This window comes from Aureimonas glaciei, from assembly GCF_014643375.1.
GTDB classification, from domain to species: Bacteria; Pseudomonadota; Alphaproteobacteria; order Rhizobiales; family Rhizobiaceae; genus Plantimonas; species Plantimonas glaciei.
Genome location: NZ_BMJJ01000001.1, coordinates 668,685 through 694,123, shown reverse-complemented (window position 1 = coordinate 694,123; position 25,439 = coordinate 668,685). Strand labels below are relative to the sequence as shown.

At 68.3% G+C, this 25,439-nt stretch carries 24 protein-coding genes and 1 tRNA gene; 17 read left to right on the top strand and 8 right to left on the bottom strand.

The features are described from left to right. Positions 1-24 precede the first annotated feature (24 nt). Entirely contained in the window at positions 25-744 is a 720-nt protein-coding gene (locus IEX88_RS03200) for a TetR/AcrR family transcriptional regulator (protein ID WP_188849093.1), read from the top strand. Positions 745-817: 73 nt separating this feature from the next. Here the strand turns inward: IEX88_RS03200 and yihA are convergent, their stop codons facing one another. The 4 genes from yihA to rpmH form a co-directional block, all read right to left on the bottom strand. Further along, positions 818-1,501 (bottom strand): ribosome biogenesis GTP-binding protein YihA/YsxC, encoded by a 684-nt coding sequence (gene yihA / locus IEX88_RS03195; RefSeq protein ID WP_188849092.1) that lies wholly within the window; start codon positions 1,499-1,501, stop codon positions 818-820. A 211-nt stretch (positions 1,502-1,712) separates the two neighbouring features. Further along, a complete protein-coding gene (yidC, locus tag IEX88_RS03190) occupies positions 1,713-3,539 on the bottom strand; it encodes a membrane protein insertase YidC (RefSeq protein WP_188849091.1) in 1,827 nt (608 codons plus the stop codon). Further along, on the bottom strand, positions 3,539-3,898 hold the full coding sequence (gene rnpA, locus IEX88_RS03185; RefSeq protein ID WP_188849090.1) for a ribonuclease P protein component: 360 nt from the start codon (positions 3,896-3,898) through the stop codon (positions 3,539-3,541). The genes yidC and rnpA overlap by 1 nt, the downstream gene beginning before the upstream one ends. 62 nt (positions 3,899-3,960) lie before the next feature. Then, a complete protein-coding gene (rpmH, locus tag IEX88_RS03180) occupies positions 3,961-4,095 on the bottom strand; it encodes a 50S ribosomal protein L34 (RefSeq protein WP_188849089.1) in 135 nt (44 codons plus the stop codon). A gap of 485 nt (positions 4,096-4,580) precedes the next feature. On the opposite strand from rpmH, the gene IEX88_RS03175 reads away from it, so the two are divergent. After that, positions 4,581-6,119, top strand: a complete 1,539-nt coding sequence (locus tag IEX88_RS03175) for a sensor histidine kinase (protein ID WP_244639780.1) — start codon at positions 4,581-4,583, stop codon at positions 6,117-6,119. A gap of 208 nt (positions 6,120-6,327) precedes the next feature. Next, positions 6,328-6,404 (top strand) — tRNA-Arg (locus tag IEX88_RS03170). Positions 6,405-6,643: 239 nt separating this feature from the next. Here the strand turns inward: IEX88_RS03170 and IEX88_RS03165 are convergent. After that, entirely contained in the window at positions 6,644-7,282 is a 639-nt protein-coding gene (locus IEX88_RS03165; protein WP_188849087.1) for an NrsF family protein, read from the bottom strand. A 1-nt stretch (position 7,283) separates the two neighbouring features. Next, positions 7,284-7,835 carry a sigma-70 family RNA polymerase sigma factor gene (locus IEX88_RS03160; RefSeq protein ID WP_188849086.1) on the bottom strand — a complete coding sequence of 184 codons (552 nt, stop codon included), beginning with the start codon at positions 7,833-7,835 and terminating at the stop codon, positions 7,284-7,286. A gap of 176 nt (positions 7,836-8,011) precedes the next feature. On the opposite strand from IEX88_RS03160, the gene IEX88_RS03155 reads away from it, so the two are divergent. The 8 genes from IEX88_RS03155 (at position 8,012) to IEX88_RS03120 (ending at position 15,657) form a co-directional block, all read left to right on the top strand. Next, the gene (locus IEX88_RS03155) at positions 8,012-8,305 is read left to right on the top strand and encodes a BufA1 family periplasmic bufferin-type metallophore (protein WP_188849085.1); all 294 of its coding nucleotides are present in this window, start codon (positions 8,012-8,014) and stop codon (positions 8,303-8,305) included. 82 nt (positions 8,306-8,387) lie between these two features. Beyond that, complete coding sequence (bufB, locus tag IEX88_RS03150) at positions 8,388-9,278, top strand: MNIO family bufferin maturase (protein WP_188849084.1); 891 nt, start codon at positions 8,388-8,390, stop codon at positions 9,276-9,278. Then, entirely contained in the window at positions 9,275-10,060 is a 786-nt protein-coding gene (locus IEX88_RS03145) for an HvfC/BufC N-terminal domain-containing protein (protein ID WP_188849083.1), read from the top strand. The genes bufB and IEX88_RS03145 overlap by 4 nt, the downstream gene beginning before the upstream one ends. Beyond that, positions 10,057-10,578, top strand: coding sequence for a DoxX family protein (locus IEX88_RS03140; RefSeq protein ID WP_188849082.1), 522 nt, complete (start codon positions 10,057-10,059; stop codon positions 10,576-10,578). Before IEX88_RS03145 ends, IEX88_RS03140 begins: the two co-directional genes overlap by 4 nt. A gap of 370 nt (positions 10,579-10,948) precedes the next feature. Beyond that, positions 10,949-12,364 (top strand): mannose-1-phosphate guanylyltransferase/mannose-6-phosphate isomerase, encoded by a 1,416-nt coding sequence (locus tag IEX88_RS03135; protein WP_274604570.1) that lies wholly within the window; start codon positions 10,949-10,951, stop codon positions 12,362-12,364. Between the two features lie 53 nt (positions 12,365-12,417). Next, the gene (locus IEX88_RS03130; RefSeq protein ID WP_188849080.1) at positions 12,418-13,851 is read left to right on the top strand and encodes a dihydrolipoyl dehydrogenase family protein; all 1,434 of its coding nucleotides are present in this window, start codon (positions 12,418-12,420) and stop codon (positions 13,849-13,851) included. A 47-nt stretch (positions 13,852-13,898) separates the two neighbouring features. Next, a complete protein-coding gene (locus tag IEX88_RS03125) occupies positions 13,899-14,699 on the top strand; it encodes a TVP38/TMEM64 family protein (RefSeq protein WP_188849079.1) in 801 nt (266 codons plus the stop codon). A gap of 79 nt (positions 14,700-14,778) precedes the next feature. Beyond that, entirely contained in the window at positions 14,779-15,657 is an 879-nt protein-coding gene (locus IEX88_RS03120; protein WP_188849078.1) for an aldose 1-epimerase family protein, read from the top strand. Positions 15,658-15,789: 132 nt separating this feature from the next. Here the strand turns inward: IEX88_RS03120 and IEX88_RS03115 are convergent, their stop codons facing one another. Further along, positions 15,790-16,770, bottom strand: a complete 981-nt coding sequence (locus IEX88_RS03115) for an aldo/keto reductase (RefSeq protein WP_188849077.1) — start codon at positions 16,768-16,770, stop codon at positions 15,790-15,792. A 299-nt stretch (positions 16,771-17,069) separates the two neighbouring features. Here IEX88_RS03115 and gnd point away from each other — a divergent pair, with 299 nt between their 5' ends. From gnd to IEX88_RS03085, 6 genes are all read left to right on the top strand, one after another. Continuing rightward, on the top strand, positions 17,070-18,506 hold the full coding sequence (gene gnd, locus IEX88_RS03110) for an NADP-dependent phosphogluconate dehydrogenase (protein WP_188849076.1): 1,437 nt from the start codon (positions 17,070-17,072) through the stop codon (positions 18,504-18,506). Positions 18,507-18,662: 156 nt separating this feature from the next. After that, positions 18,663-19,031 (top strand): PRC-barrel domain-containing protein, encoded by a 369-nt coding sequence (locus IEX88_RS03105; protein ID WP_188849075.1) that lies wholly within the window; start codon positions 18,663-18,665, stop codon positions 19,029-19,031. A gap of 223 nt (positions 19,032-19,254) precedes the next feature. Beyond that, positions 19,255-19,443 (top strand): ribosome modulation factor, encoded by a 189-nt coding sequence (locus tag IEX88_RS03100; protein WP_188849074.1) that lies wholly within the window; start codon positions 19,255-19,257, stop codon positions 19,441-19,443. 40 nt (positions 19,444-19,483) lie between these two features. Continuing rightward, positions 19,484-19,690, top strand: a complete 207-nt coding sequence (locus tag IEX88_RS03095; protein WP_188849073.1) for a hypothetical protein — start codon at positions 19,484-19,486, stop codon at positions 19,688-19,690. 178 nt (positions 19,691-19,868) lie between these two features. After that, complete coding sequence (locus tag IEX88_RS03090) at positions 19,869-20,933, top strand: siderophore-interacting protein (RefSeq protein WP_244639778.1); 1,065 nt, start codon at positions 19,869-19,871, stop codon at positions 20,931-20,933. A gap of 156 nt (positions 20,934-21,089) precedes the next feature. Continuing rightward, positions 21,090-22,817, top strand: coding sequence for an ABC transporter ATP-binding protein (locus tag IEX88_RS03085; RefSeq protein WP_188849071.1), 1,728 nt, complete (start codon positions 21,090-21,092; stop codon positions 22,815-22,817). A 330-nt stretch (positions 22,818-23,147) separates the two neighbouring features. On the opposite strand, the gene IEX88_RS03080 is transcribed toward IEX88_RS03085, so the two are convergent. After that, a complete protein-coding gene (locus IEX88_RS03080) occupies positions 23,148-25,319 on the bottom strand; it encodes a TonB-dependent siderophore receptor (protein ID WP_188849070.1) in 2,172 nt (723 codons plus the stop codon). Between the last annotated feature and the right edge of the window lie 120 nt (positions 25,320-25,439).

The following is a 25,439-nucleotide window of genomic DNA, read 5'->3' as shown; positions in this document are numbered from 1 at the left end:
TCGCTCCCGGTGCCGCCGATCGTGATGAACAACCCCTTCCCCCGCCCCGAGGACAAGGACCCTCTCGTCGCCGCGGGCACGGCAGCCCGGCAGGCCAAGCCGGCGACCGCGGAAGCCGGCGGCCGCAAGGGTGCCGGCGAGGATCCGCAGAAGCGCGAGCAGATCATGGCCGGCGCGCGCGAGGTTTTCGGTGCGCTCGGCTTCGACACCGCCAGCATGAGCGACGTGACGCGCGCCGCGGGCGTTTCCAAGAGCACGCTCTACGTCTATTTCCGCAGCAAGGAAGAGCTGTTCACGGCGCTCATCGCCGACGAGCGGGAGCGCTATTTCGCGCGGATCGAGAAGATCTTCAGCGACACGCTTCACCCCGAAGAGACACTGCGGACCTACGGCATCCTGCTGGCGACCAAGCTGACGTCGGAAAAGGTCGTGCGCGCCAGCCGCACGGTCATCGCCGTCGCCGACCGGATGCCCGATGTCGGGCGCGATTTCTACGAGGAGGGGCCGCAACGCGGCGTCCTTCTGCTGGCCCACTATCTCTCGGCAGCGCACGACGCAGGCACCCTCACCGTCGCCGATCCGCACCGGGCGGCCATCCAGTTCATCGAACTGTCCATGGCCGGTCTCTACCGGCCCCGGCTCTTCAACCATGTCGCGAGCGACCCGGTCCCGGCCGAGATCGAGGCCGTCGTGGACAGCGCCCTCGCTCTGTTCATGGCAGGCTACGGTCCGCGGGGCCGCTGACCGCCAAGAGCGGGCGCCGGTCCGAAGGCCGGCTCTCGAGCCAAGATGCTTGACGCTGGCAGCCGACTTCCGTCTAGCGGGTGCCGTCGGCGAAGAAGGTGATCGCCTGCTTCAGCTCGGAGAGGCCGAGGCCCTTTTCCGACGAGGTGGTGATGATCTCGGGGAAGGCCGCCGCGCGCTTGACGATCGCCTTGGCGGTGGCCTCGGCGAGCTTCGGCACGGCCTGCGGGCTGATCTTGTCCGACTTGGTGAGGACGATCTGGTAGGACACCGCCGCCTTGTCGAGGAGGCCCAGCACTTCCAGATCGTTCGCCTTCAGCCCGTGACGGGAATCGATGAGCAGGAACACCCGCTTCAGCGTCGCCCGTCCCCGGAGATAGTCGAAGACGAGCCGCGTCCAGGCGTCGACCTGTTCCTTCGGCGCCTCGGCATAGCCGTAGCCCGGCATGTCTACGAGGGCGAGCGGCGGCAGGTCGAGACCCTCGCCGGTATAGCCGCCGGGCACGAAATAGTTGAGCTCCTGCGTGCGCCCCGGCGTGTTGGACGTCCGGGCGAGCCCCTTCTGTCCCACCAGCGCGTTGATCAGCGACGACTTGCCGACATTCGAGCGGCCGGCGAAGGCGACCTCCGGCGGGCCTTCCGGCGGCAAAAACTTCATCGCCGGCACGCCGCGGATGAACACCCACGGCTTGGCGAAGAACAGCCGCGCCTCGTTTGCTGCGTCAAGGCCCGGTTCGGTCTCGGGGGTCTCATTCATCGGGCCGTCTCCAGTAGGTTTCGGCGCCGCGGATCGCACCCAAATTGCGTATTCTCCGCCGGGTCGCCGCCCAAGCCGTGCGCCACGCCTTGCGGCGCTGCGTCCTTGCCCTGGCGGAGGGCAAGTCGGCCCGCCCGCGAGCAGGATGCGCCAAAAGCGAAGAGCCGGAAAGCGAGGCTTCCGGCTCCTGGCAGTGCATGAAAGGCCTGGATCAGGCTTCCTTGTTCTTCCGCTTGAACATGTCGCGCAGATTGTCGAGCAGCTCGATCTTGGTGCCGTTGCGCTTCATGATCACCGACTGCTGGATGATCGACAGGAAGTTGTTCCAGGTCCAGTAGATGATCAGACCCGACGGGAAGGTGTGCATCATGTAGGTGAAGATCACCGGCATCCAGGTGAAGATCATCTTCTGCGTCGGATCCGGCGGCGTCGGATTGAGCTTCATCTGGATGAACATGGTGATGCCCATCAACAGCGGCCAGACGCCGATCGCGAGGTAGATCGGGACGTCGTAGGGCAGGAGGCCGAACAGGTTGAACAGGCTGGTCGGATCCGGCGCCGCCAGATCCTGGATCCAGCCGAAGAACGGCGCATGCCGCATTTCGATGGTGACGTACAGCACCTTGTAGAGCGCGAAGAACACCGGGATCTGCACCAGCATCGGCCAGCAGCCGGCGGCCGGGTTGATCTTCTCGGTCTTGTAGATCTCCATCATCGCCTGCTGCTGCTTCGCCTTGTCGTCGGCGTAGCGCTCGCGCATTTCGAGGATCTTGGGCTGGATGTCCTTCATCTTCGCCATCGACTTGTACGACTTGGAGGCGAGCGGGAAGAAGACGAGCTTCAGGGCGACGGTGACGATCAGGATCGCTGCGCCGAAATTGCCGGTGAAGTTGAACAGCCAGTCGATGACATGGAAGAGCGGCCGGGTGATGAAGAAGAACCAGCCCCAGTCGATCAGCTGGCCGAACTGCTGGATCCCGGCGTTCTCCTCATAGCCGTCGATCAGATCGACGACCTTCGGCCCGGCGAAGGTGCGCGAGACGATCTCGGTCGACTGGCCGGGCGCCACCGTCACGGCATCGCCGAGATAGGACGAGTGGTATTGCGGCCGGCCCGTCGCCTGGTAGAGGAATTCGGCCTGGAAGGGCTGGCCGGCCTGCGGCACCAGGGCCGTCGCCCAATACTTGTCGGTGATGCCGAGCCAGCCGCTGGAAGCCTTGACCGGCTGGATGCGGCCCTCGTCCTCGATCTTCGAGAAGGTCGCCTCGCTGACGCCCTCTTCGCCGAAGACGCCGAGGAGGCCCTCGAACACCACCCAGGCCGAGGCGATCTCCGGTTTGGTGAAGCGCACGACGCGGCCGTACGGCGCAACGGCCACCGGCGCCGTGCCGGCGTTCTCGACCGTGTCGGTCATGGTGAACATGTAGTTCTGATCGATCGCCACCTGGCGGCGGAACGTCACATTGCTGTCATTGGTATAGGTCAGCGTGACCGGTGTCGCCGGCGTCAGCGTGGCGCCGGTTTCGGCCTGCCAAACCGTGGTCGGTCCCGGCAGCGTGCCGGCATTCTGGCCGGCATAGCCGAATTCGGCATAATAGGCGGCGGCCGTGGCTTCCGGGGACAGGAGGACGATATCGGGCGAGGAATCGTCGACGGTCTCGTGATAGTTCTTGAAGCGGAGATCATCGAGCCGTGCGCCGCGCAGGCTGATCGAGCCGACGAGCGTCGGCGTGTCGATGGCGATGCGCGGGGTTTCGGCGAGCGCCGCTTCGCGCGTGGCGGTGCCGGGAAGCGCGGCATTGCCGGAGGGAACGAGGCTCTCGCGCCCCGACGGGATCGGCGCAGTGGTCTGGGCCGAGCCGGCCGGGACCTGGGGCGTCTGCAGGGAACCGGGGTTCTGGGCCTGCGCCGACTGCTGGGCTTCGATCTGCGCCTGTCGCTGGGCTTCCAGACGCGGACTGACCACGAGGAACTGCCAGCCCACCAGCACCGCGATCGACAGCGCCATGGCGATCAGGAAGTTCTTGTTCTTTTCCATCAATCCGTCCCCGATGGGTGTCCGTCGCCGCCGGGCTTCGGCCGATCCGGCCGCGCCCGCGCCAGGCGCCGGGAAAGCTCGCTCTTGAGCGTCGCAAAGGGGACGCCGAGCAGATCGCGGCGGGCGACGACGACGAAGTCGAACCCCTCGGCCATCGCGGCCCCGCATTCCAGCCGCACGGCTTCGCGCAGCCGCCGTCGGATGCGGTTGCGCTCGACGGCATTGCCGACCTTGCGCGTCACCGTCAGACCAAGGCGGGCCTCGGCACCATCCTGGCGATCCCGCGCCTCGATGAAAAAGAGCGGCCCGTTCAGCCGGCGGCCGCGGCGGGCCGCCAGAAACTCGGCACGAGTCCGCATGCGGCCCACAGGCCGCGCCTTTCCGTCATCCGCCGAGAGATCGCCGATGGCTCCGGCCGATCTTAGGCGGAGAGGCGCTTGCGGCCCTTGGCCCGGCGGGAGGCGATGACGCGGCGACCGCCGACCGTCTCCATGCGGGAGCGGAAGCCGTGGCGACGTTTGCGGACGAGCCGGCTCGGCTGATAAGTGCGCTTCATTGTTCAATCCCCGCAGCCATGCCGCAGGCCTCTATCGTGCAAGATGAAACCGAGAACTCGAATGAGCGTCGAGGCGCGCACGCGAAAAATCGCGCGAAATGCCGTCCGCTCGGATGGCGCTTCTTGAAACAGGCGCGGGCAAAAGTCAATCGCCGCGCGGCAGCCGGGCCTGGCGATCCCGCCAGAGGGCGGCCCCGCGCCTGCGGCCTCCCTGCCTGGCGGCGAGCGCGGCCGATCGTCATTGCGGCCCCGCCCCTCCCGGCGCGGTCCGACGGTAAAGTCAGAGCCGGCGCGGGAAATTGGCAAACCGGGCGCCGTCGTCTAATTTGCTCACTACGCCCAACGCCGATTCGTCCGTCGGCGAGGTGGAAGAAGCGGGCGCTTTCGGCCAGCGCTGCCGCCGCTTCCGTCGCAGACAAGAAATAGCATGAGGAACAAGGCGGGATTATCAGGTAATCTTAGCGCCGTGCCTCTAAAGGATGACTGTGCCTTCACGGATTTCTGCACTGGCCAAGCAGGCCCATCGAGAGACGGCTGCCGCTTCGGGTCCCGTCGCCTATCGGCACCGCTTGTCGGCGCGCCTGTGGCGGCTGACCATCCTGGCGGTGATGCTGGCCGAGGTGCTGATCTTCGTGCCGTCGATCGCCAACTACCGCAAGGAATGGCTGCGGCAGAAGATCGAAACGGCGGCCGTGGCCGGGCTGACGGCCGAACGCGCCGGCAGCAACGGCGAGGCCGTCCTCGGGCCGCAGGAACAGGCCAATCTCCTCAGGGCGCTCGATGCCCGGCTGATCGCGACCTCCAACGGCACCGTCTCGCGCCTCCTGGCCCGCGACGAAACGCTGGGCAGCGTCGACGCGCAGGTCGACATCGGCAATGACGACTGGCTGTCCCTGATCGCCGGCGCCTTCGACACGCTGCTCCTCGGCGAGGATCGCATGCTGCGCACCCGTGGCCCGGTCGGCGAGGCGGGCATGGTCGCCGAGGTGGTGATCGCGGAAAGCCAGCTGCGCCGGGCGATGCTGATCTATTCACGCAACATTTTCGTGCTGTCGCTGGTGATCGCCTTCTTCGCCGCGCTGCTGGTCTATCTCGCCATCAGCTATCTCCTCATCCGGCCGATCCTGGCGATGACGCGCTCGATGGTGCAGTTCGGCGAAAATCCCGCCGATTCGGAGCAGATCATCAGGCCGAGCGGCCGGCCGGACGAGATCGGGCTGGCCGAGCTGGAACTGGCCGCCATGCAGACGACCCTCTCCCAGACGCTGCGCGAGCAGCGCCACCTCGCCGATCTCGGCCTCGCCGTCTCGAAGATCAACCACGACCTGCGCAACGTGCTGGCCTCGGCGCAGATCGTCTCGGACCGGCTATCGGATCTGGAGGATCCGCGCGTCCAGCGCTTTGCGCCGCAGCTGATCCGCAGCCTCGACCGCGCCCTCGCCTACACCCAGTCGGTGCTGGCCTACGGCCGCGCCGTCGAGCGCGCGCCGGTGCGCCGCAAGGTCCGGCTGCACCGGCTTGTCGCGGAAGTGTTCGAAACCGCCGTCGTCAGCCCGCAGGTCGGAATCGAGCTGATCAACGATGTCGCCGAGGCCTGCGAGGTCGATGTCGACCCCGACCAGTTCTTCCGCGTTCTCAGCAATCTGTGCCGCAATGCCGTGCAGGCGCTGGAAAGCGAGGACAGCGAGGCGGTGGTCCGGCGGATCACCGTCAGCGCCCGGCGTCTCGCCGACGGCCAGGTGCTGATCGCCGTGGAGGATACCGGGCCCGGCCTGCCGATGCGGGCTCGTGAGCACCTGTTCGAGGCCTTTCGCGGCTCGACCCGGGCCGGCGGGACGGGACTGGGCCTGGCCATCGCCGCCGAGATCGTCGAGGCCCATGGCGGCCGGATCGCGCTCGGCCGCAATACCGCATCCGGCGCCCGGTTCGAAATCCACCTTCCGGCGCGGCCGTCCAACGACGCCCAGGTGCCCGCCCCCGGCGGCAACGAGAGCCGCGAACCCAACCCGCCGCCGCAAGGCTAGCCGCCGCCCGCCCAACCGCCGCCGCGCCGATGCGCCGCCGGCGACGAAGCAGCGGGAGCCGGGCCCGGAAACACGGACTGCCTCGTCCCTGGCGCCCCCCTTCCGGGCGCCCTCAGCTTTATCGCCGGAACCGCTTGCAATTCCCCCGTCCAGCCGTTAGTACCCCCTTCACCGCCAGACGAGGGGTCTCACCCCCCGCCGGCCGGATGCGCCCGTAGCTCAGCTGGATAGAGCACCAGACTACGAATCTGGGGGTCAGGGGTTCGAATCCCTTCGGGCGCACCATTTCATTTCTCAGCGCATCGGCGCTCAAAAAATCCAACGGATAGACTGTCGCGGGGCTCGAAATCCGTGCCCTCGGTCACGCGACAATCGTTGCGAAAAGGCGTGTTCCGCCTGCGTCAGCGTGCCGGTGCGCATGCAGCTTCCATCTTGCCCGCAGACCGCATCCGCCTGTCGGATCGAATGTCCAAGCCCCGGGACACGGTTTTGCCGACGGCAGGGGCTGGTCGCCCGCGGGAAACTTACCAGCGCAGGACTTTGCGGCCGAGCGACATGCCGGCGGCGACGAGCATGCTGGCGGCCAACGGGTACCAGGTGGCCACGAAGAGCGGCGAATCGTCGATGCAGTGGGCCGCGTAGAAGAAACCGGAGACGGCCGCGGCCGCGAGGCCGCAGAGCCCGCCCGCCAACAATGGCCTTGTCGTCGCGCCCCTGCGGAGCGCCCAGAGCAGGATGGCGAGCGGAACGGCGCCCATGGCCGGGATGGCGATGAGGCAGACGAGGTTGTTGGTGCCGACGAGCCGCGCGCCCCACAGGTTTCCCGGCACCGCGAGCAGTTCGCCGACCACCGCCAGGCCGAGAAGCGAAGCCGGCAGAGCGAGCCACGGCAGCCAGCGCCGCCCCGACAGCCCGGGATGGCGAAGGTCGCGCAAAGCGAGCAGCGCGGTGAGCGCCGTCAGGCCCGTCAGGATGAATTTCAGGTCGAACCGCAGGCTGGCCAGCGAGGCGACGAAACCCGGCCGCACGCCCAGCGCCGCGAACAGGGTGATGGCCGCAGCGCCGACGGCGAGGACCACCACCATCGGCCAGGGCGGCAAAGCGGGGCGCGGCGATCGGCGCGCGTCCGCCTCGAGGGTCTCGATCAGGGTTTCGGTCTGCATTCTACTGGCTCCCGAACCTTGCGGCGATCGCCGCCAGGCCGCGATGGAAGGCGACCCGGACGGCCCCTTCGGTGATTTTCAGCTTCTCGGCGGTCTCACCGATGGAGCGCCCCTCGACCGAGATCGACGCGACGACGGCGCGTTGACGCCCGTCGAGGCTGTCGACCGCCCGCGCCACGTCCTTCGGCGTCGGGACCGCCTCCGCCGCGGGAGAGGCGAGAATCTCGGCGAATTCGGCGATGTCGATCTCCAGCCGGCGTCCGTGGCGGCGATAGGCGTCGACGGCCTTGTGGCGCGCGATGGCGAAGAGCCAGGGCGCGACGGGCTCTTCCTGTCGCCAGGTATGGCGCTTGGCGTGGACGGCCATCAGGATTTCCTGCACGAGGTCTTCCGGGTCGAAACCGGGAGCCGCGGGCGCGCGACGGGCGGCGAACGCGCGCAGGGCTCTGGCGGCCTCCCGAAGGAAGGCCCCATAGGCCCTGTCGTCTCCCCGCAGGGCCGCTCGCAAGAGAGCGTCGAGCCCTTCGGGCGGAGGCGGGAAGGCAGGCATCATCTCCCCCTCTTCGGTGTGGGCGGGCCTTTTGTTACGGGACGCGGCGTCGGCCCCGGCGTCGAACAACACGTCCGGAAAAATCCCCGTGGGGAAGGTAACAGATTTTCGGGCGGGCTCGAATGAGGGAAAGCGAGGCCGATGACCGGCCCGCTTCCGCCGTCTCGAGGAGAACCACCATGGATCGACGTTCCTTCAGCCTCGCTCTCGCAGGCTCGCTCGCCGCTGCCCTCGCCACCGCCGCCACGCCCGCCTCGGCGGAGGATGCCAAGATGGAGAAGTGCTACGGCGTCGCCCTCGCCGGGCAGAACGACTGCGCCGCGGGCGCCGGCACCACCTGCGCCGGCACTTCCAAGGTCGACTACCAGGGCAATTCCTTCAAGGCCGTCCCGGCCGGCACCTGCACCACGATGAAGCTTCCCGGCGATCGTGTCGGCTCGCTCGAGCCGCTGACGCGCGACATCCCCTCCTGAGGGCTTCGGCCCTCCCCGGGAGCGGCGGGATCGTCGCTCCCGGTCCCTGCCCCGGCGCCAGCCCCAGCCCTTCGAGGGATCGATGCAACCAGCTCCGTCGACGACACCCGGCCTGCCCCCGTCGGCGGGCCTCGGGCTGAAGCCCGAGCACTATGGCGAAATCCTCAGAACGCGGCCCGCCCTCGGCTTCTTCGAGGTGCATGCCGAGAACTACATGGGCGACGGCGGCCCGCCGCACCGCTGGCTTGAGGCGATCCGAGAGGTCTACGCGCTGTCTCTGCACGGTGTCGGGCTGTCGATCGGTGGACCGGCGCCGCTCGACCGGGACCACCTGCACCGGCTCCGGCGGCTCGTCGACCGCTACCGCCCGGAAAGCTTCTCGGAGCACCTAGCCTGGTCGACGCATGCCGGCGCCTTCCACAGCGACCTTCTCCCTTTGCCCTACACGCCCGCCACCCTCGCGACGGTCGCGGACCATGTCGCCGAGACGCAGGACATGCTGGGGGTCCGCATGCTCCTGGAGAATCCCTCGACCTATGTCGTCTTCGCCGAGTCCACCATCGAAGAGACGGATTTCCTGCGCGAGGTCGTGCGGCGCACGGGCTGCGGTCTGCTCCTCGACGTCAACAATGTGATGGTCTCCGCCGTCAACCACGGCCAGGATCCCGGTGCCTATCTCGCCCGCTTCCCGGTCGAGAGCGTCGGCGAGATCCATCTCGGCGGCTATGACGAGACGCAAGACGACGACGGCGAGCGGCTGCTGATCGACGCGCACGGCTCCGCCGTGTCGCCGGACGTCTTCGCGCTCTACGAACGCACCCTGGCCCTGACGGGCCCCGTCCCCACGCTCGTCGAGTGGGACAACGACGTGCCGCCGCTCGCGACGCTCCTGGCAGAGGCCACGCGCGTCGAGGCCGCGCTGGCGGCCGCGCGCCCCCGCTCGCCCCGGGCCTTCGCGGGAAGAGCGGCATGAGCGCGTGCCCGGACACCGGGGCCGCCCCCGATTTCGCCATGAGTTTCGCGTCGGCGCTCGCCGGGTCCGGGGCGCCGGTGGGGCTCGGCAAACGCGGCGGTCGACCGGATGCCGGCCGCTTCCGGATCTACCGCAACAATGTCGGCGTGGCGCTTGCCGGCGCCCTCGCAAGCCGTTTCCCGGTGGTGCGCCGGCTGGTGGGCGAGACGTGCTTCGCCGCCCTGGCGAAAGCCTACGGCAGGGCGCGGCGGCCAACGTCCCCGGTGATGCATGGCTATGGCGACGATCTGCCTGCCTTCATCGAATGCGACGGATTTCCCCCGGTGTCGGGGCTCGACTATCTCGCTGACGTCGCCCGGCTCGAAGAGGCGATCTCGGCAGCCTATCACGCCGCCGAGGCGCCCGTCGCCGACCTTGCCGTGCTGGCCGCTCTCGCCACGCCCGCGCTCGACCGCGCCCGCCTCCACGCGCATCCGGCCGTGCGCGTGCTGGCCTCGGAGCACCCCATCGGCACCATCTGGTCCGTGCACCAGGCGCAGACCGTGTGCCCCGTCGTGAACTGGAGGGGCGAGACCGTCCTCGTGACGCGGCCGCAGGCCGAGGTCCGGCTGACGATCCTGCCGGCCGGGGATGCGCCCTTCGCCCTGGCCGTGCTGAACGCCGTCCCGATCGGCATCGCGGCCGAAACCCATCCAACGACGCCCGACATCGGCGCGGCGCTGGTCGCGCTCTTCCAGCTCGGCGCCGTCGAGACCGTGTCCCTTTCGGAGGCCCAGAAATGACACGTTTCCTTCGTCGCGCTGACGACCTCTTCGGTGCCGTCCCGCCCTCGATCCCGCTTCTGGCCCTCCGGCTCGCCCTTGCAGTCCCGTTCTACCGCTCGGGCCTGACGAAGTGGGACGGCTTTCTCCAGCTTTCCGGCGGCGCCCGATATCTCTTCACGACCGAATTCCAGCTCCATCTCTTCGGCGCAGCCTTCGCCTATCCCGCACCGATCCTCGCCGCCCATCTCGCCGGGATCGCCGAGATCGTGCTTCCCATCCTCCTCGTCCTCGGTCTTTGCACGCGCCTGTCCGCCCTCGGCCTCCTCGCCATGACGGCCGTGATCCAGATCACGATCCCCGACGGCTGGGCGAATTTCCATCTGGCCTGGGCCGCGATGGCGCTGACGCTCGTGACCTTCGGCGGCGGAAAAATCGCGCTGGATGCGTTTCTGTCCGCCCGTTCCGGAAGGCCGGGCCCGACGCGGTCGCCGGGGCCGACAGGGGCAGGCCCCACGCCCCGCGCCGATGCGCGCTGACGGCCGGCTTTCCGGATGCGGCTGCCTTCAGCCGGCGGATCCGGCGCGATCCCCGGCCTCCGGCAGGATGATCAGCCGGCGCAACGGGAAGGCCGGGAACGCCGGACGCGAAAAATCGGGGCCTGCCCTTGCGGAGCCGCCTGCGCTTTGCAAACAGTCTGGGATGGACCATCGATTGTCGTGCCCTCCTCCCTGTGCAAGACCGGCAAGGCCATGCCAGCCGTGACGGGCGTGCGGCAGAGTCTTCCTGCCCATCAGGACGATGAGTCCGGAGCCATGCCGGCGGCCGGCCGATGACGTCGGCAGGACGAGGCACCGTCGCGCATCGGAACGACGCCAGCTCTCCCGCACCGAGAACAGGAAAGCGCCCGTGACAGCACGGATCATCCCCATCATCATGGCCGGCGGGTCGGGAACGCGGCTCTGGCCGTTATCGCGCGACTCGCGGCCCAAACAGTTCATCTCGTTGCTCGGCAGCGGCCTCTCGACCTTTCAGGAGACGCTGCGCCGGGTCGCGGGCGCCACCTTCGACAGGCCGATCGTCGTCACCAGCCAGGATTTCCGCTTCGTCTGCGCCGAGCAGTTGCAGGCGCTGGGCATCGAGGCGGAGATCGTGCTCGAGCCGGAGCGCCGCGATTCGGCCGCGGCCGTCGCCGTGGGGACGCTGCTCGCCCGTCGCCGGAACGAGCAGGCCTTGTGTGTCGTGCTCGCCGCTGACCATGCGATCAGCAATGCCGACGCCTTCGTCGCGGACTGCCTGCGGGCGGCGCAGGCCGCTGCGGCCGGCATGATCATGACCCTCGGCATCCGGCCGACCGCGCCCTCCACGGCCTATGGCTATCTATCCGTCGGCAGCCAAGATCTCGGCCATGGCGCGCGCCGGCTCGCCGGCTTCGTCGAAAAGCCGGATGTCGAGACCGCCCGCCGCTATATCGAGGCCGGGCATCTCTGGAACAGCGGCAACTTCATCTTTTCCGCCGAGCGGATGCTGACCGAGTTGCGCAGCTTCGCACCGGAGGTCCTGGATGGCGCGACCGCGGCGCTCGACGGGGCGCTCCGCGATCTCGATTTCCTGCGCCTCGACGCCGACGCTTTCGCCCGGGTGCCCAAAATCTCCATCGACTATGCGGTCATGGAGCGCACGGGCCATGCCGGCGTCGTCGAGGCGAGCTTCGACTGGTCGGACATCGGTTCCTGGGACGCGGTGCACGAGTTGAAGGAGAAGGACGGGCAGGGCAATGTGCTCGAAGGCTCCGTCTCGGTGATCGACACCACGGACAGTCTGGTGATCAGCGACGAGGTGCTGACGACCGTCATCGGGCTCAGCGATGTCATCGTCGTCAGCACCCGCGACGCGGTTCTCGTCGCCGACAAAAGCGCCGCGCCGAAGGTGAAGGAGCTCGTTGCCCAGCTGACCCGCGACGGCCATGCCGAGGCGACGGCGCATCTCAGGATCTATCGCCCCTGGGGCTGGTACCAGCGGATCGACATCGGTCCGCGCTTCCAGGTCAAGCACATCTGCGTCAAGCCGGGTGGCCTGCTCAGCCTGCAGCGCCACCATCACCGGGCCGAGCACTGGGTGGTCGTGCACGGCACGGCGGAGGTGACGATCGACGACAAGGTCAGCCTGTTCCACGAGAACGAGGCGGCGTACCTGCCCATCGGCTGCACGCACCGCCTGCGCAATCCCGGCAAGATCGACCTGAAGATCATCGAGATCCAGGTCGGCAGCTATACCGGCGAGGACGACATCGTGCGCATCGAGGACGTCTATGCCCGTTCCTGAAGCGCCCGTCCTTCAGCCAACGCGCCTGCGCGGCCCGTCTTGAGGGACCATCGATGAGCGGGGCCGAGCGATACGATCTGTGCGTCGTCGGCGCGGGTTCGGCGGGACTGTCGGTCGCCGCCGGCGCCGCCCAGCTCGGGCTGCGGACGGTGCTGGTCGAGGCCGGGCGGATGGGCGGCGACTGCCTGAACACCGGCTGCGTGCCGTCGAAGGCGCTGCTGGCGGCCGCCAAGCTCATGCACGCCCACCGCCATCCGCATCTCGGCGGCGTTCCGCCGCACGAATTCGAGACGCGGCGCGGCGCCGTCAACGCGCATGTGCAGGCCACGATCGCGGCGCTTGCCCCGCACGATTCGGTCGCCCGCTTCGAGGGTCTCGGCGTGCGCGTCGTCCGGGGCCGCGCGAGCTTCATCGGCACAGACAGCCTGACCGTCGCCGGCGAGACGATCCGGGCCCGCGACATCGTGCTGGCGGTCGGATCGCGCCCGGCGATGCCGGAGATCCCGGGTCTCGATCCGCGCGAGGTGCTGACGAACGAAAGCCTGTTCGATGTCGAGACCGTGCCCGAGCACCTCGTCGTCATCGGCGGCGGGCCGATCGGCATCGAGATGGCCCAGGCCCATCGCCGCCTCGGCGCTGGTGTCACCGTCCTGCAGCGCGGCACCATCCTGCCCAGGGACGAGCCCGAACTCGTCGACGGGGTCCGGCAAGACCTTCGCGCCGAAGGCATAGAGATCATCGAAGAGGCCGAGATCCTCTCGGTCCGCCACGCGGCCGGACGGCACGAAGTCGAGATCGCGGGAAGCGAGGGTCCGCGGGTGATCGTGGGGTCGCACATCCTCGTCGCGACCGGTCGCCGGCCGAATCTCGAGGGACTGGACCTTTCGCGGGCCGGCGTGGACGTCAACGCCGCGGGCATCGTCGTCGACACCGGACTGCGCACCAGCAACCGCCACGTCCATGCCATCGGCGACTGCACCGGCGGACCGCGGTTCACGCATGTGGCCGGCTATCACGCCGGCATCGTCATCCGCCGTCTCGCCTTCCGGCTGCCGGCGAAGGTGGACTACGCCGCGCTGCCCTGGGTCACTTATGCCGATCCGGAACTCGCCCATGTCGGCCTGACGCTGGCCGAAGCGAAGGCGCGGCACGGCGACCGGGCGAGGAGCCTGATCAAGCCGCTCAGCGGCCTCGATCGGGCCGTGGCGGAGGGGCGCACGGACGGCATGCTGAAACTCGTGGCCCTCCCGAACGGCCGCATCCTCGGCTGCTCCATCCTCGCCCCGGCCGCGGGCGAGATGATCGGCCTCTGGTGCCTGGCGATCACCCAGAAGATGACCCTGCGCGACCTGACCTCGCTGGTCCTGCCCTATCCGACCCTGTCCGAAATCTCCAAGCAGGCCGCCGGCGAATGGTACCGTCCGACCCTGTTCGGCGCGCGGACGAGACGGCTGGTCAAGATCCTGCGCAAGCTGCCGAACTGGTGAACAGCAGGGTGCCGCGAAGCCTCCCCGCCAACCGAAAGGTGCCTTTCATGCCGCGTCGCGGATGGATCATCCTTGCCGTCCTCCTCGCGCTGATGGCTGCGGCCTACGGATTCGGCGCGGCCGATCTTTTCAAGTTCGAGGCGGTGAAGGCGCACCGGACCGAGCTGCTGGCGGCGGTCGAGGCGCGGCCCATGCTGTCGGCCGCCGTGTTCCTCGGGGTCTACGCCCTCGTCGTCGCCCTGTCGCTGCCGGCGGCCTCGATCATGACGCTGCTGGGCGGGTTCCTGTTCGGGACGCTTTGGGGCGGAACGCTGGCGGTCGTCGCCGCGACGATCGGGGCGACGCTGGTCTTCCTGGTGGCGGGGTCCTCCTTCGGCGGCGCCCTGCGCGAACGGGCAGGGCCGCTGGCCAGCCGCGTTTCGCAGAACATCCGCGGCAATGCGTTCGAGTATCTGCTCGTACTCAGGATCGTCCCGGCCTTTCCCTTCTTTCTCGTCAACATCCTTCCGGCGCTCTTCGGAGTCGGCCTGAAGACCTTCGTCTCGGCGACGCTGATCGGCATCATTCCCGGCACTTTCGTCTATGCCCATCTCGGTCGGGAACTCGGGACGATCTCCAGTCTCGACGAGCTGCTTTCCACCAAGATCCTCGTCGCCTTCGGCCTTCTCGGCCTCGTCGCCCTGCTGCCGGTGGGCTATCGCAAATGGAAGGGGGCGCGGTCGCGCCCGCTCGTGCCTGTCGCCCTCCTCTTTCTCGCCGCGGCGTCCTGTCTCGGCCCGGCCACCGGCCGGCAGGACGCGGCGATCGCCGGCGTCGACGCCGCAAGCTCGACCGGACGCGCTGCCTGACGCGGCGGACGGCGTGTTGCGCGGGAGGCTCGGCCTGTGGAAGAACCGGGCCGAGGCGTCGTCCCCGGGGAGAAGCGGCATGAGCGAGACATTCACCATCGGCACTGCCGGGATCACCGCCACCATCACGGCGCACGGGGCGGAACTCGCCAGCCTGCGCGATGCGGCGGGCGCGGAACTGCTCTGGCAGGCCGGACCGGAATGGCCGCGGCACGCCCCGGTGCTGTTTCCGATCGTCGGCCGGCTCGCCGACGACACGTTGCACCACGGCGGCCAGAAATACACCATGGCCCAGCACGGCCTGGCCCGCGACAGCCTGTTCACGCTCGTCGAGGAAGGTCCGGAAAGGCTCGTGCTGCGGCTGACCGACAGTCCCGCCAGCCGGACGCAGTATCCCTTCGGCTTCGTCCTCGACATGATCTATGCCGTCGCCGGCAGCAGCCTCGGCGTCACCGCGCGCGTTTCCAATCCCAGCGAGACCGTGCTGCCCTGCGGCATCGGCGCCCATCCCGGCTTTCGCTGGCCGCTGGTCGACGGCATCGCCAAGGACGCTCACGTCATCGAATTCGAGGCCAAGGAGACCGGAAAGGCGCTGTCGGTCGAGGGCGGGCTCCTCGGCGCGGAAAAGCCCCTGCCCTTCGACGGCCAGACGCTGCCTTTGTCCGAAGCGCTGTTTGCCCGCGACGCGCTGGTCATGCCGGACGTCGCCAGCCGCTCGGTGCGCTTCGTCGCCAGGGGCGCAGAAGGCGAGACGATCCGGGCGATCACCGTGGACTGGGAAGGCTATCGCGATCTCGGCCTCTGGTCGAAGCCGACGGGCGCGCCGTTCCTGTGCATCGAACCCTGGCTCAGCATGGCGAGCCCCGTCGGCTGGGACGGCGATTTTTCCGACAAGCCGAGGCTGATGCATCTGGCGCCGGGCGAGAGCCGGGAGGTCGTCTGGCGGGTGACGCTGTAGGGCGGGGGCTGGCTTCGAGGGGATTGAGTCACGGGTCTTAAAGTCCCGCGGGCGCTCCCCTCTCCCCGCTGCCGCGACCCTCTCCCCGGAGGGGAGAGGAAGGCCTGTCGCCGACGGCCATGAAGCTCGGGATTACGAGAAACCGGCGACGGCGTGCGGGACGTAGGGGGCTTCGAGCGCCGCCACGTCCTCGGCGGTCAGCTCGACCTTCAGGGCGGCGACGGCATCGGCGAGGTGATGCGGCTTGGTCGCGCCGACGATCGGCGCGGTGACACCCGGCTTCTGCAGGAGCCAGGCCAGCGCCACCTGGGCGCGCGGGATGCCGCGGGACGCGGCGATCTCGGCCACCGCCGCGACCACCTGGCGGTCCGCGTCGACATGGCCGGCATAGAGCGTCTTGCCGAACTCGTCGGTCTCCGTGCGCGCCGTCGTCTCGTCGAAGGCGCGGGTCAGCTTGCCCCGGGCGAGCGGGCTCCAGGGAATGATGCCGATGCCCTCGGCGCGGCACAGCGGCAGCATCTCGCGCTCCTCCTCGCGGTAGAGGAGGTTCAGATGGTTCTGCATCGTCACGAAACGGGTCCAGCCATGCCGCTCCGACAGCGCCAGCGCCTGCGCGAACTGCCAGGCATACATCGACGACGCGCCGATATAGCGGGCCTTGCCGGCCTTCACCACGTCGTGCAGCGCTTCCAGCGTCTCGGCGAGCGGCGTCTGCGGATCGAAGCGGTGGATCTGATAGAGGTCGACATAGTCGGTGCCGAGGCGGGTCAGGCTGGCATCGATCTCGGCAAAGATCGCCTTGCGTGACAGGCCCGCGCCGTTCGGCCCGGGATGCATGCGGCCATGCACCTTCGTCGCCAGCACCACCGCGTCGCGGCGGGTGAACTCCTTCAGCGCCCGGCCGACGATCTCCTCGCTGGAGCCGTCGGAATAGACATTGGCGGTGTCGAAGAAGTTGATGCCGAGCTCCACCGCCTGGCGCAGCAACGGCCGGCTGTCGGCCTCCGCCAGCGTCCAGGCGTGGTTGCCGCGCAAGGGCTCGCCATAGCTCATGCAGCCGAGGCAGATGCGCGAGACGTCGAGGCCGGTGCGGCCGAGCTTGATGCTGTCCATGGATCGGGTCCCGTTGCCGGGCGCAGGGCGCCCCTGCCCCCTGACATGGGGCAAGGGGAAAGCCGGGCAAGCGCTTCATCGGCATGGCGGTGCGCCCAAGGGGGGCCGGCCGGAGCACATCTGTAAGGCCGGCACGGGCGCCGGCGCTTGCCGGAACGCCGCGTCCGTCTTAGCTCCTGGCGACGGCCAGCACCCCGGCCGTGCCGCAGCCGGCGCTACCCTCCGGCGCCGGACTTCTATACCAGCACGGGCGGGAGGGGCGCGAGGGTGGCGCTCCGGCAAGCCTCAAGGAGATGATCATGACTTCGAAGTCCGCGGATATCGGCGTGCTCGGCCTCGGCACGATGGGCGCCAATCTGGCGCTGAACATCGCCGAGGAGGGATTTCGCGTCGCCCTGCACAACCGCACGACGAAGAAGGCGTTCGACCTGCGCGACGACAATGGCGAACTGGCCGCAAACCTCCTGCCGACCGAGACCATGGAAGACTTCGTCGCGGCGCTGAAGAGCCCGCGCGTGGTGCTGTTCATGGTCAATGCCGGCGCCCCGGTGGACGAGCAGATCGACCTCGTCCTGCCGCTGCTTTCGCCCGGCGACATCATGATCGACGCCGGCAATGCCGATTTCAACGACACCGTGCGCCGCACGAAGCGCGTCCAGGGCACCGGCATCCACTTCGTCGGCATGGGCGTCTCGGGCGGCGAGCTCGGCGCCCGGCACGGTCCCTCGATCATGGTCGGCGGCGAAGAGAGCGTCTGGCAGCACCTGAAGCCCATCCTCCAGCCCGTCGCAGCCCAGTACCATGGCGAACCCTGCGTCGCCTGGCTCGGCACCGACGGCGCCGGCCACTTCGTCAAGACGATCCACAACGGCATCGAGTACGCCGACATGCAGATGATCGCCGAGATCTACGGTATCCTGCGCGACGGCCTCGGTCTTCAGGCCTCGGCGATGGCCGCCATCTTCGCCGACTGGAACGCGCGGGGCCTCTCCTCCTATCTCGTCGAGATCACCGCCGCGGTGCTCGCCGAGACCGATCCCGGCACGGACAAGCCGATGGTCGACGTCATCCTCGACGAGGCCGGCCAGAAAGGCACTGGCCGCTGGGCGGTGATCGAAGCGCAGAAGCTCGGCATCGGCGCGACGACGCTGGAGGCGGCCGTCTCGGCCCGCGGCGTCTCCTCCCGCCGCGCCGAGCGGCAGAGCGCGGCCGCGCTCTACGACGGCGTGACGCTGCCGGCCGCCGGCTTCGGCGGTGACACCGCGAGCCTTGCCGAACTCGAGGACGCGCTGGAGACCGCAAAAATCATCGCCTATGCGCAGGGCTATGCCACCATGGCCGAGGCTTCGGCGAACTTCGGCTGGAACCTGCCGCTCGGCGAGATCGCCCGCATCTGGCGCGCTGGCTGCATCATCCGCTCGCGCTTCCTGGACGACATCGCCAAGGTCTACGACACCGGCGAGACCGTGGTGAACCTCCTGCAGGCGCCGAGCTTCGTCGAGCGCGTCGCCAGGGGCCAGGCGGCATTGCGCCAGGTGGTCGCCAAGGCGGCGCTCGCCGGAATCCCAACTCCGGCCCTGTCGGCGGCGCTCGCCTATTTCGACGACTACCGCCGCGCCCGCGGCACCGCCAACCTCATCCAGGGCCAGCGCGACCTCTTCGGCGCCCACACCTTCCGCCGCCTCGACAAGGAGGGCGTGTTCCACCACCAGTGGCCGGCCATCCAGGACGGCTGAGGCAGGGTCCCCGCGTCCGGCACGGCGCGACGATCATCACCCCGAGCGGGCGGCGAGGATCGTCGCCCGCTCGGACCAGGCCTGACAAATCCGGGAACATCGCCCGGAGGAACCCGTTATCTCCTCGAACCCATCAAGGGATATCAGGAGGTTACAATGTCCGATACGGTTTCCCCCAGCAATATCGAAGCCAGCCGCGTCACCGGCACGAATGTCTACAACCGCGCCGGCGAGACCCTCGGCGAGATCTATGACGTCGTCATCGGCAAGCGCGACGGACGGGTGAAATACGCCATCATGTCCTTCGGCGGCTTCCTCGGCATCGGCGAGGAGTATCACCCCTTGCCCTGGGATCAGCTCGAATACGACGAGCGCCAGGGCGGCTATGTCGTCGATCTCGACCGCGACCGTCTGGAAGGCGCGCCGCGCTACGCCCGAAACGAGCGCCCCGACTGGGACGACCGGGAATATGGCCGGCGCGTCGACGATTTCTATGGCTCGCCGCTGCTGCCGGCATCCGTCTGAGATCGCACGGCACAGGTTCGAGGATCGGCCCCGACGGGGCCGATTTTCGTTTGAGCCCACGGGCCGGCGGACAGTCCGCGCCTTGACTTCGAGGGGCCTGCTGCCGATCTTTCGAAAGGGCTGGATCGCCGGGCCCGAAATTCGTCGACCGGCGACGCTCTTCGAGCAGCCTGGCCCTTGGCAAGCCTCCGCAGAGGGGAATGCCTCAGCAAGGGAGACGATCATGCGCACCGATGCAAGAGATCAGGGCCGCCTGGCCTTCGACCATAACCTGCCGATGTCGTCCTGCACCTATCCGGCTGGATCGACCCTTCGGGCCGATTGGATGGAGGGCTGGAACAGCGCTCGCAACGCCCGTCCGGCTCCCGTGCAGCAAGCCGCCGAAACAGACAGCCCCAAGCAGTCCGGCTGACCGCCGCACGCTGCCATCGCCTTCGCCTGAGGAGAACACGATGCCCGACACCGGCAAGACCCGCTCCAATGCGCCGCCGCTGGAAAAGGCCGCGGGCATCGGCAAGAGCCGTCTCAACGACATCATCGGCGCCGACGATTACGAGTTCGGCGCCGAGGAAGCACCCGATGGCGGAGGGCGGGAGCAGCCGACGACGCTGCATCCCCAGCCGACCGGCCCCGGCCGTTCCGGCCCGCCCCGCCGCTGACGCCCCGCGGCTGCATTTTCTCGGCCCGCGTCCCCGGACGGCTGCAACTTCCCGCGGACGTGCCGCGCGTCAGTCTCTCGGCGCCCACCGTCGCTCGTAAACTTGACAGAAGCAGTCATGAATTATAGCGCAGGGGCCTGCCTCGGCCTTCGGCCGGGCCCCTGCGATGGATTGCTGCATGCTGAAGGCCCGTTCCACCATCCGCCTTGCCGACGCCGCGACGGTCCACGACAAGCTCTGCGCCCACATGACCGAGCATTGCGCGGTCACGCGCGCAGCGACCCGCTCGACGATCGCCTTCGAGTACGGCGTGGCGGAGGTCGAAGTGTTCGCCGACCGGCTGCAGGTCGCCGTCACCGGCGATGACGAGACGGGCCTGTCCTATGTGAAGATGGGCATCGTCTACCACGTCCGCGCCTTCGCCGAGCCGGAGGTACTGGACATCAGCTGGAGCGGCGACGGCAATGGCCGCTCGCCGGCCTTCTTCCGGGAAATGCGCGTCCTGCGCGCCATGGACGTCACACCGCGCATGCGCCGCGTCGTCCTCACCGGCGAGGATCTCGGACGCTTCGCCGGCGAGGGTCTGCATGTCCGGTTGATCTTTCCGCCCGCTGGCCGCGAGCCGGTCTGGCCGTGGCTGGGCGAGGACGGCTGCCCGATCTGGCCGGTCGGCGAGGACGAGCTCACGGCGCGGGTCTACACCATCCGGCATGTCGATCTCGCCCGGTCGGAAGTATGGATCGATATCCTGCGCCATGACGGCGATGCGACGCCGGGCTCCTCCTTCGCCATGACGGCACGGCCCGGCGACAGGGTCGGGATGACCGGGCCGAGCGGCCGCATGCCGAAAGCGGGGCAGTTGCTTCTCCTCGGCGACGAGACCGCCCTGCCGGCGATCGCCCGCATTCTCGAAGCGCTGCCGGAGAGCGCGCGCGTGCGCGCCGTCATCGAGGTCGCGGGGCCGGAGGAAGAGCAGACCCTGCCCTCGGCGGCCGAGGTCAGCATCCAGTGGCTGCACCGCGATGCTCCCCGGCCGGGCGCCCCCGGCGGGCTCGCCGACGTGCTTGATGCCGCCGAAAGCCTCGACCCGGACGTCTATATCTGGGCCGGCTGCGAGTTCGCCGATTTCCGCCGCCTGCGCAAGCGCGTGCGGACGGACTGGAAACTGCCGCGTGACAGGCATCACCTGGTCGCCTATTGGCGCAAGGGCGCGGCCGGCGAAGCGGCGCGCGCCGACGCCTGAGCGCGATCCCGAATGCCGGCCATCCGGCTTTTGGAAGAGATCATGCGACAGCCGAGAACGACGGCGGGAAGGCGATGAAGAAAAGCCATCCCGCTTCAGCGTGCCAGTGACAGGACGGCGGCTCCGACAGGGGCGGCGATGACAGGACGGACCGACATGCTTTCCCGATTCCTCGCCTATTACACCCCCTGGCGGGGCCTGTTCCTGCTCGACTTCAGCTGCGCCGTCATCGCCGGCCTGCTCGAGCTCGGCTTTCCCATCGCGGTCAAGGTTTTTGTCGACGACCTGCTGCCGGGCAACGACTGGGCGCTGATCCTCCTCGCCTCGGCCGGGTTGCTGGCGATCTACGTTCTTAATGCCGGCCTGATGGGGGTGGTGAACTACTGGGGCCACATGCTCGGGATCAACATCGAGACCGAGATGCGCCGCCGTGCCTTCGACCATCTGCAGAAACTCTCCTTCGGCTATTTCGACAACCAGAAGACCGGCCATCTCGTCGGCCGCCTGACCAAGGACCTGGAAGAGATCGGCGAGGTCGCCCATCACGGGCCCGAAGACCTTTTCATCGCCGTCATGACCTTCGTCGGCGCCTTTGCGCTGATGGTCGCCGTGCATCTGGAACTCGCCCTGATCACCGCCGTCGTCGTGCCCTTCGGCGTCTTCGTCACCGCCCGCTACGGCAACCGGATGACGCAGGCCTGGCACACGATCTACGGCTCGGTCGGCGACTTCAACGCCCGGATCGAGGAAAATGTCGGCGGCATCCGCGTCGTCAAATCCTTCGCCAACGAGGACCACGAGCGCGCGCTGTTTGCCGTCAACAACCAGAATTACCGGGCCCGCAAGCTCGACGCCTACCGCATCATGACCGCCAGCCAGTCGTTGAACTATCTGTCGATGCGGCTGACGCAGGTGATCGTCATGGTCGCCGGCACCTGGTTCGTCATGGACGGGGACCTGTCGATCGGCGGCTTCATCGGCTTTCTCCTCCTCGTCAACGTCTTCTTCCGGCCGGTCGAGAAGATCGCCGCGGTGCTGGAGACCTATCCCAAGGGCATTGCCGGCTTCCGCCGCTATACCGAGTTCCTCGACACCGCGCCCGACATCGTCGACCGGCCGGGCGCCGTGGCGCTTGCCGACGTGCGGGGTGCGATCGCATTTCGTGGCGTGCATTTCAGCTATGCGCGGGGCCGCGAAGTTCTGGGCGGCATCGACTTCACCATCGCCCCCGGCGAGACCGTCGCCTTCGTCGGCCCGTCCGGCGCCGGCAAGACGACGATCTGCTCGCTGGTGCCGCGCTTCTACGACGTGACCGAGGGGGCCATCCTCGTCGACGGCATCGATATCCGCGACATCCAGCTCGCCTCGCTGCGCGCCGAGATCGGCGTAGTGCAGCAGGACGTCTTCCTCTTCGGCGGCACGGTCCGCGAGAACATCGCCTATGGCCGTCTCGGCGCCAGCGAGGCGGAGATCATCGCCGCCGTCGAAAAGGCCCATCTCACCGCCACGATTGCAGCCCTGCCCCTGGGCCTCGACACCGTGGTCGGCGAGCGCGGCGTCAAGCTGTCAGGCGGGCAGAAGCAGCGCCTGTCGATCGCTCGCATGTTCCTCAAGGATCCGGCGGTGCTGATCCTCGACGAGGCGACCTCGGCGCTGGATACCGAAACTGAGCGCGCCATCCAGGCCTCGCTGGCCGAGCTCGCCCGCGGCCGCACCACCCTGATCATCGCCCACCGCCTCTCGACCGTGCGCCATGCCGACCGCATCGTCGTCGTCGCCGAGGGACGCATCGTCGAGGAGGGATCGCACGCCGCGCTTCTCGCCCGCGGCGGCGCCTACGCCCGCCTCGTCGGCGCCCAGGACGGGATTTTGGCGGCGGAGTGAAGGACGCGAACGGGAGGGTGTGCCGGTGTGCCTTTCGGCTCGGCTGCCTTCACGCGGAGTATCTGACATGTGACGCCGCCGGAGAGGCGCACACCTCGGCCTAGTCCTTCTCGGGCTCGACCCGAGAACCCATGCCGAACGCGGCAGCGGCACTGCGTGGCAGGACAGGCACGGTCGCGCCGCATCCTGAGTCGACTTTGCAACGGGTCCGCTTCCGGCATGGGTCGTCGGGTCAAGCCCGACGATGACGAGGTTTGGGACGCTGATGGCGTCATGAACGTGCGGCTCTCTCCAACGCGCGCGGCGCCCGCGTCCGCGCAGCAGGACGGCCTACCAGGAGTAGGTCAAGCTCGCCGTCACCTTGCGCGGCTCATTGTAGAAGCAGGAGTTGGCGTCCTGGCACGAGGACACGGCCTTCTTGTCGAAGAGGTTGGACGCGTTGAGCTGACCCTTCCAGTTGGCCTTCTCGTAGGAGATCGAGGCGTCGACGACAGTATAGTCCGGGACCTCCAGCGTGTTGGCCTTGTCGGCATAGCTCTCGCCGTTCCAGCGCAGGCCGCCGCCGAGGCGCAGGCCGGTCAGCGCGTCGGACTGGAAGGCATAGTCGAGCCAGAGCGAGGCGAACTCCTCGGGGATGGCGACTGGCACCTTGCCGAGGTCGACGTCGCTGGATTCCGTCACTTCGAGATCGAACTTCGTGTAGGCCGCCAGGAGGCTGAAGCCGTTGCCGAGGCCGACGGTGCCTTCGAGCTCAAAACCCTGCGACTGGATTTCGCCCGTCTGGACCTGCTGGAACGGGTTGTTGCCGACGACGTCGTTGGTGAGGACGTTGCCGCGGGTGAGGTCGAAGACGGACGCGGTGAAGAAGCCGTCGAAGCCGGTCGGCTGATACTTGATGCCGGCCTCATACTGGTCGCCGTCGCCGGACTCGAAGGGCGTCCCGGCCGCGTCGATACCGAGAACCGGGGTGAAGAACCGGGAATAGGTGGCATAGGGCGTGAGGCCGTTGTCGAAAAGATAGGCGACGCCGGCCCGGCCGCTGAAGGCGCCCTCGTCGTCCTCGGCATCGGTGCCGATGCGGTTGTCGAGTTCCGTGTTGAGGAAATCGTAGCGCGCGTTCAGCGTCACCACGAGCTTGTCGGCCCGCATCTGGTCCTGGATGTAGAGGCCGGTCTGGTTCAGCGTCTGGGCGTTGTCGATATAGGGCGCGCCGAGCGGCGGCTGGCCGACGCCGTAGTTCGGGTTCAGGACGTCGAGCGGCATGCCGAGCCCTCCGGGTCCATTCCAGGCCGACACCGCCTGGGTCTGGTCGAGCTTGTAGTAGCGGTAGTCGAGGCCGGCGAGCAGCTTGTGGTCGATCGCGCCCGTGGCGAAGAGCGCCTCGACCTGGTTGTCGATGGTGACCGTATCGGCGGTGGGGTCGGTGCGGAAGTGGATGCGGGCGAGTTCCGAGCCGCCGGGGGTGACGTAGCCGTTGCCGTAGGCCAGTTCATAGGTCGAATCGAGATGGGCGTAGCGGGCCTTCTGGCGCACCGTGAAGGTCTCGTTGAACGAATGCTCGAACTCGTAGCCGATCATCGTCTGGTCGCGCTCGAAGGTGTCGATCGTCGTGTCGCTGGTGAACAGCTTGCGGTCGATCTTGCCGTAGGACGCCGGCACGACGGTGCCGACATAGGGCAGGAAGCCCGGCACGTTGTTGGAATCGTCGCGCTGATAGGAGCCGTAGAGCGTGAAGCTCGTCTGCGCGTCGGGCTGATAGGTGAGGGTCGGGGCGATCAGGCCGCGGAACTCGTCGCCCTCGTCGGCATAGAAGTCGCCACCGAAGAGCTTGGCGTTCAGCCGGTAGGTCCAGATGTCGTCGTCGCCGAGCGGGCCGCTGCTGTCGAGCGCCGTATAGACCTGGCCGTATTCGTTGACGCCGACCTCGACCGATCCCTGCGGCGTCGTGGTCGGGCGCTTGGAAACGAGGTTCACGAGACCGCCCGGCGAGCTGCCGCCGTAGAGGACGGAGGCCGGGCCCTTCAGCACCTCGACGCGTTCGAGCAGGACGGGATCGACCTGCCAGGTCGCGAAGGCCGTCGAGAACAGGGCAAGGCCGTCGAGATACAGACCGTCCTCGTTGGCAGGGAAGCCGCGGATGTTGAACCAGTCCAGCCGGTTGTTGTTGCCGAATTTTTGGCCCTGCACGCCCGAGGAATACCGCACAGCCTCGTCGACGGACTGGACGTTGCGGAGTTCGAGCTGGTCCTGGCCGATCACCGAGACGGGCTGCGGGCTCTCCAGCCGGGACCCGGCGCCCTTGGTCGACGTCGCGCTCTGCTTCGGGACGACCAGCGCGCTGTCGGCGGCCAGGGTCCCGTCGGTGCCCGTGCCGGCGCCCGCCCCCTGCAGCGTCACCGTGTCGAGGACGATCGCGTCCTGTGCGGCGGCGGGAACGAGCAGCGCCCCGAGCGCGCAGGACACGAGCAGAAGGGTCTGGGTGCGGCGGACGGGAAAGGGCATGGCGGCCTCCTGAAGATCGGTGCTTTCCGCCTAACCGGTTTATTATGACAATTGGAGTCAAGTTATGGCGTGCGGCAGTATCTCGGCCCCACTGTTGCCATAATGTGACGCGCCCGGGTC

What these genes read in the sequence shown, in the direction of transcription:
- gnd (WP_188849076.1), top strand. Translation starts at nt 17,070, where the DNA reads ATGACTTCGAAGTCCGCGGATATCGGCGTGCTCGGCCTCGGCACGATG.
- IEX88_RS03140 (WP_188849082.1), top strand. Translation starts at nt 10,057, where the DNA reads ATGACACGTTTCCTTCGTCGCGCTGACGACCTCTTCGGTGCCGTCCCG.
- IEX88_RS03155 (WP_188849085.1), top strand. Translation starts at nt 8,012, where the DNA reads ATGGATCGACGTTCCTTCAGCCTCGCTCTCGCAGGCTCGCTCGCCGCT.
- IEX88_RS03165 (WP_188849087.1), bottom strand. Translation starts at nt 7,282, where the DNA reads ATGCAGACCGAAACCCTGATCGAGACCCTCGAGGCGGACGCGCGCCGA.
- IEX88_RS03120 (WP_188849078.1), top strand. Translation starts at nt 14,779, where the DNA reads ATGAGCGAGACATTCACCATCGGCACTGCCGGGATCACCGCCACCATC.
- IEX88_RS03105 (WP_188849075.1), top strand. Translation starts at nt 18,663, where the DNA reads ATGTCCGATACGGTTTCCCCCAGCAATATCGAAGCCAGCCGCGTCACC.
- IEX88_RS03100 (WP_188849074.1), top strand. Translation starts at nt 19,255, where the DNA reads ATGCGCACCGATGCAAGAGATCAGGGCCGCCTGGCCTTCGACCATAAC.
- IEX88_RS03090 (WP_244639778.1), top strand. Translation starts at nt 19,869, where the DNA reads ATGCTGAAGGCCCGTTCCACCATCCGCCTTGCCGACGCCGCGACGGTC.
- bufB (WP_188849084.1), top strand. Translation starts at nt 8,388, where the DNA reads ATGCAACCAGCTCCGTCGACGACACCCGGCCTGCCCCCGTCGGCGGGC.
- IEX88_RS03115 (WP_188849077.1), bottom strand. Translation starts at nt 16,770, where the DNA reads ATGGACAGCATCAAGCTCGGCCGCACCGGCCTCGACGTCTCGCGCATC.
- IEX88_RS03095 (WP_188849073.1), top strand. Translation starts at nt 19,484, where the DNA reads ATGCCCGACACCGGCAAGACCCGCTCCAATGCGCCGCCGCTGGAAAAG.
- IEX88_RS03200 (WP_188849093.1), top strand. Translation starts at nt 25, where the DNA reads ATGAACAACCCCTTCCCCCGCCCCGAGGACAAGGACCCTCTCGTCGCC.
- yidC (WP_188849091.1), bottom strand. Translation starts at nt 3,539, where the DNA reads ATGGAAAAGAACAAGAACTTCCTGATCGCCATGGCGCTGTCGATCGCG.
- yihA (WP_188849092.1), bottom strand. Translation starts at nt 1,501, where the DNA reads ATGAATGAGACCCCCGAGACCGAACCGGGCCTTGACGCAGCAAACGAG.
- rnpA (WP_188849090.1), bottom strand. Translation starts at nt 3,898, where the DNA reads ATGCGGACTCGTGCCGAGTTTCTGGCGGCCCGCCGCGGCCGCCGGCTG.
- IEX88_RS03125 (WP_188849079.1), top strand. Translation starts at nt 13,899, where the DNA reads ATGCCGCGTCGCGGATGGATCATCCTTGCCGTCCTCCTCGCGCTGATG.
- IEX88_RS03080 (WP_188849070.1), bottom strand. Translation starts at nt 25,319, where the DNA reads ATGCCCTTTCCCGTCCGCCGCACCCAGACCCTTCTGCTCGTGTCCTGC.
- IEX88_RS03145 (WP_188849083.1), top strand. Translation starts at nt 9,275, where the DNA reads ATGAGCGCGTGCCCGGACACCGGGGCCGCCCCCGATTTCGCCATGAGT.
- rpmH (WP_188849089.1), bottom strand. Translation starts at nt 4,095, where the DNA reads ATGAAGCGCACTTATCAGCCGAGCCGGCTCGTCCGCAAACGTCGCCAC.
- IEX88_RS03085 (WP_188849071.1), top strand. Translation starts at nt 21,090, where the DNA reads ATGCTTTCCCGATTCCTCGCCTATTACACCCCCTGGCGGGGCCTGTTC.
- IEX88_RS03130 (WP_188849080.1), top strand. Translation starts at nt 12,418, where the DNA reads ATGAGCGGGGCCGAGCGATACGATCTGTGCGTCGTCGGCGCGGGTTCG.
- IEX88_RS03160 (WP_188849086.1), bottom strand. Translation starts at nt 7,835, where the DNA reads ATGATGCCTGCCTTCCCGCCTCCGCCCGAAGGGCTCGACGCTCTCTTG.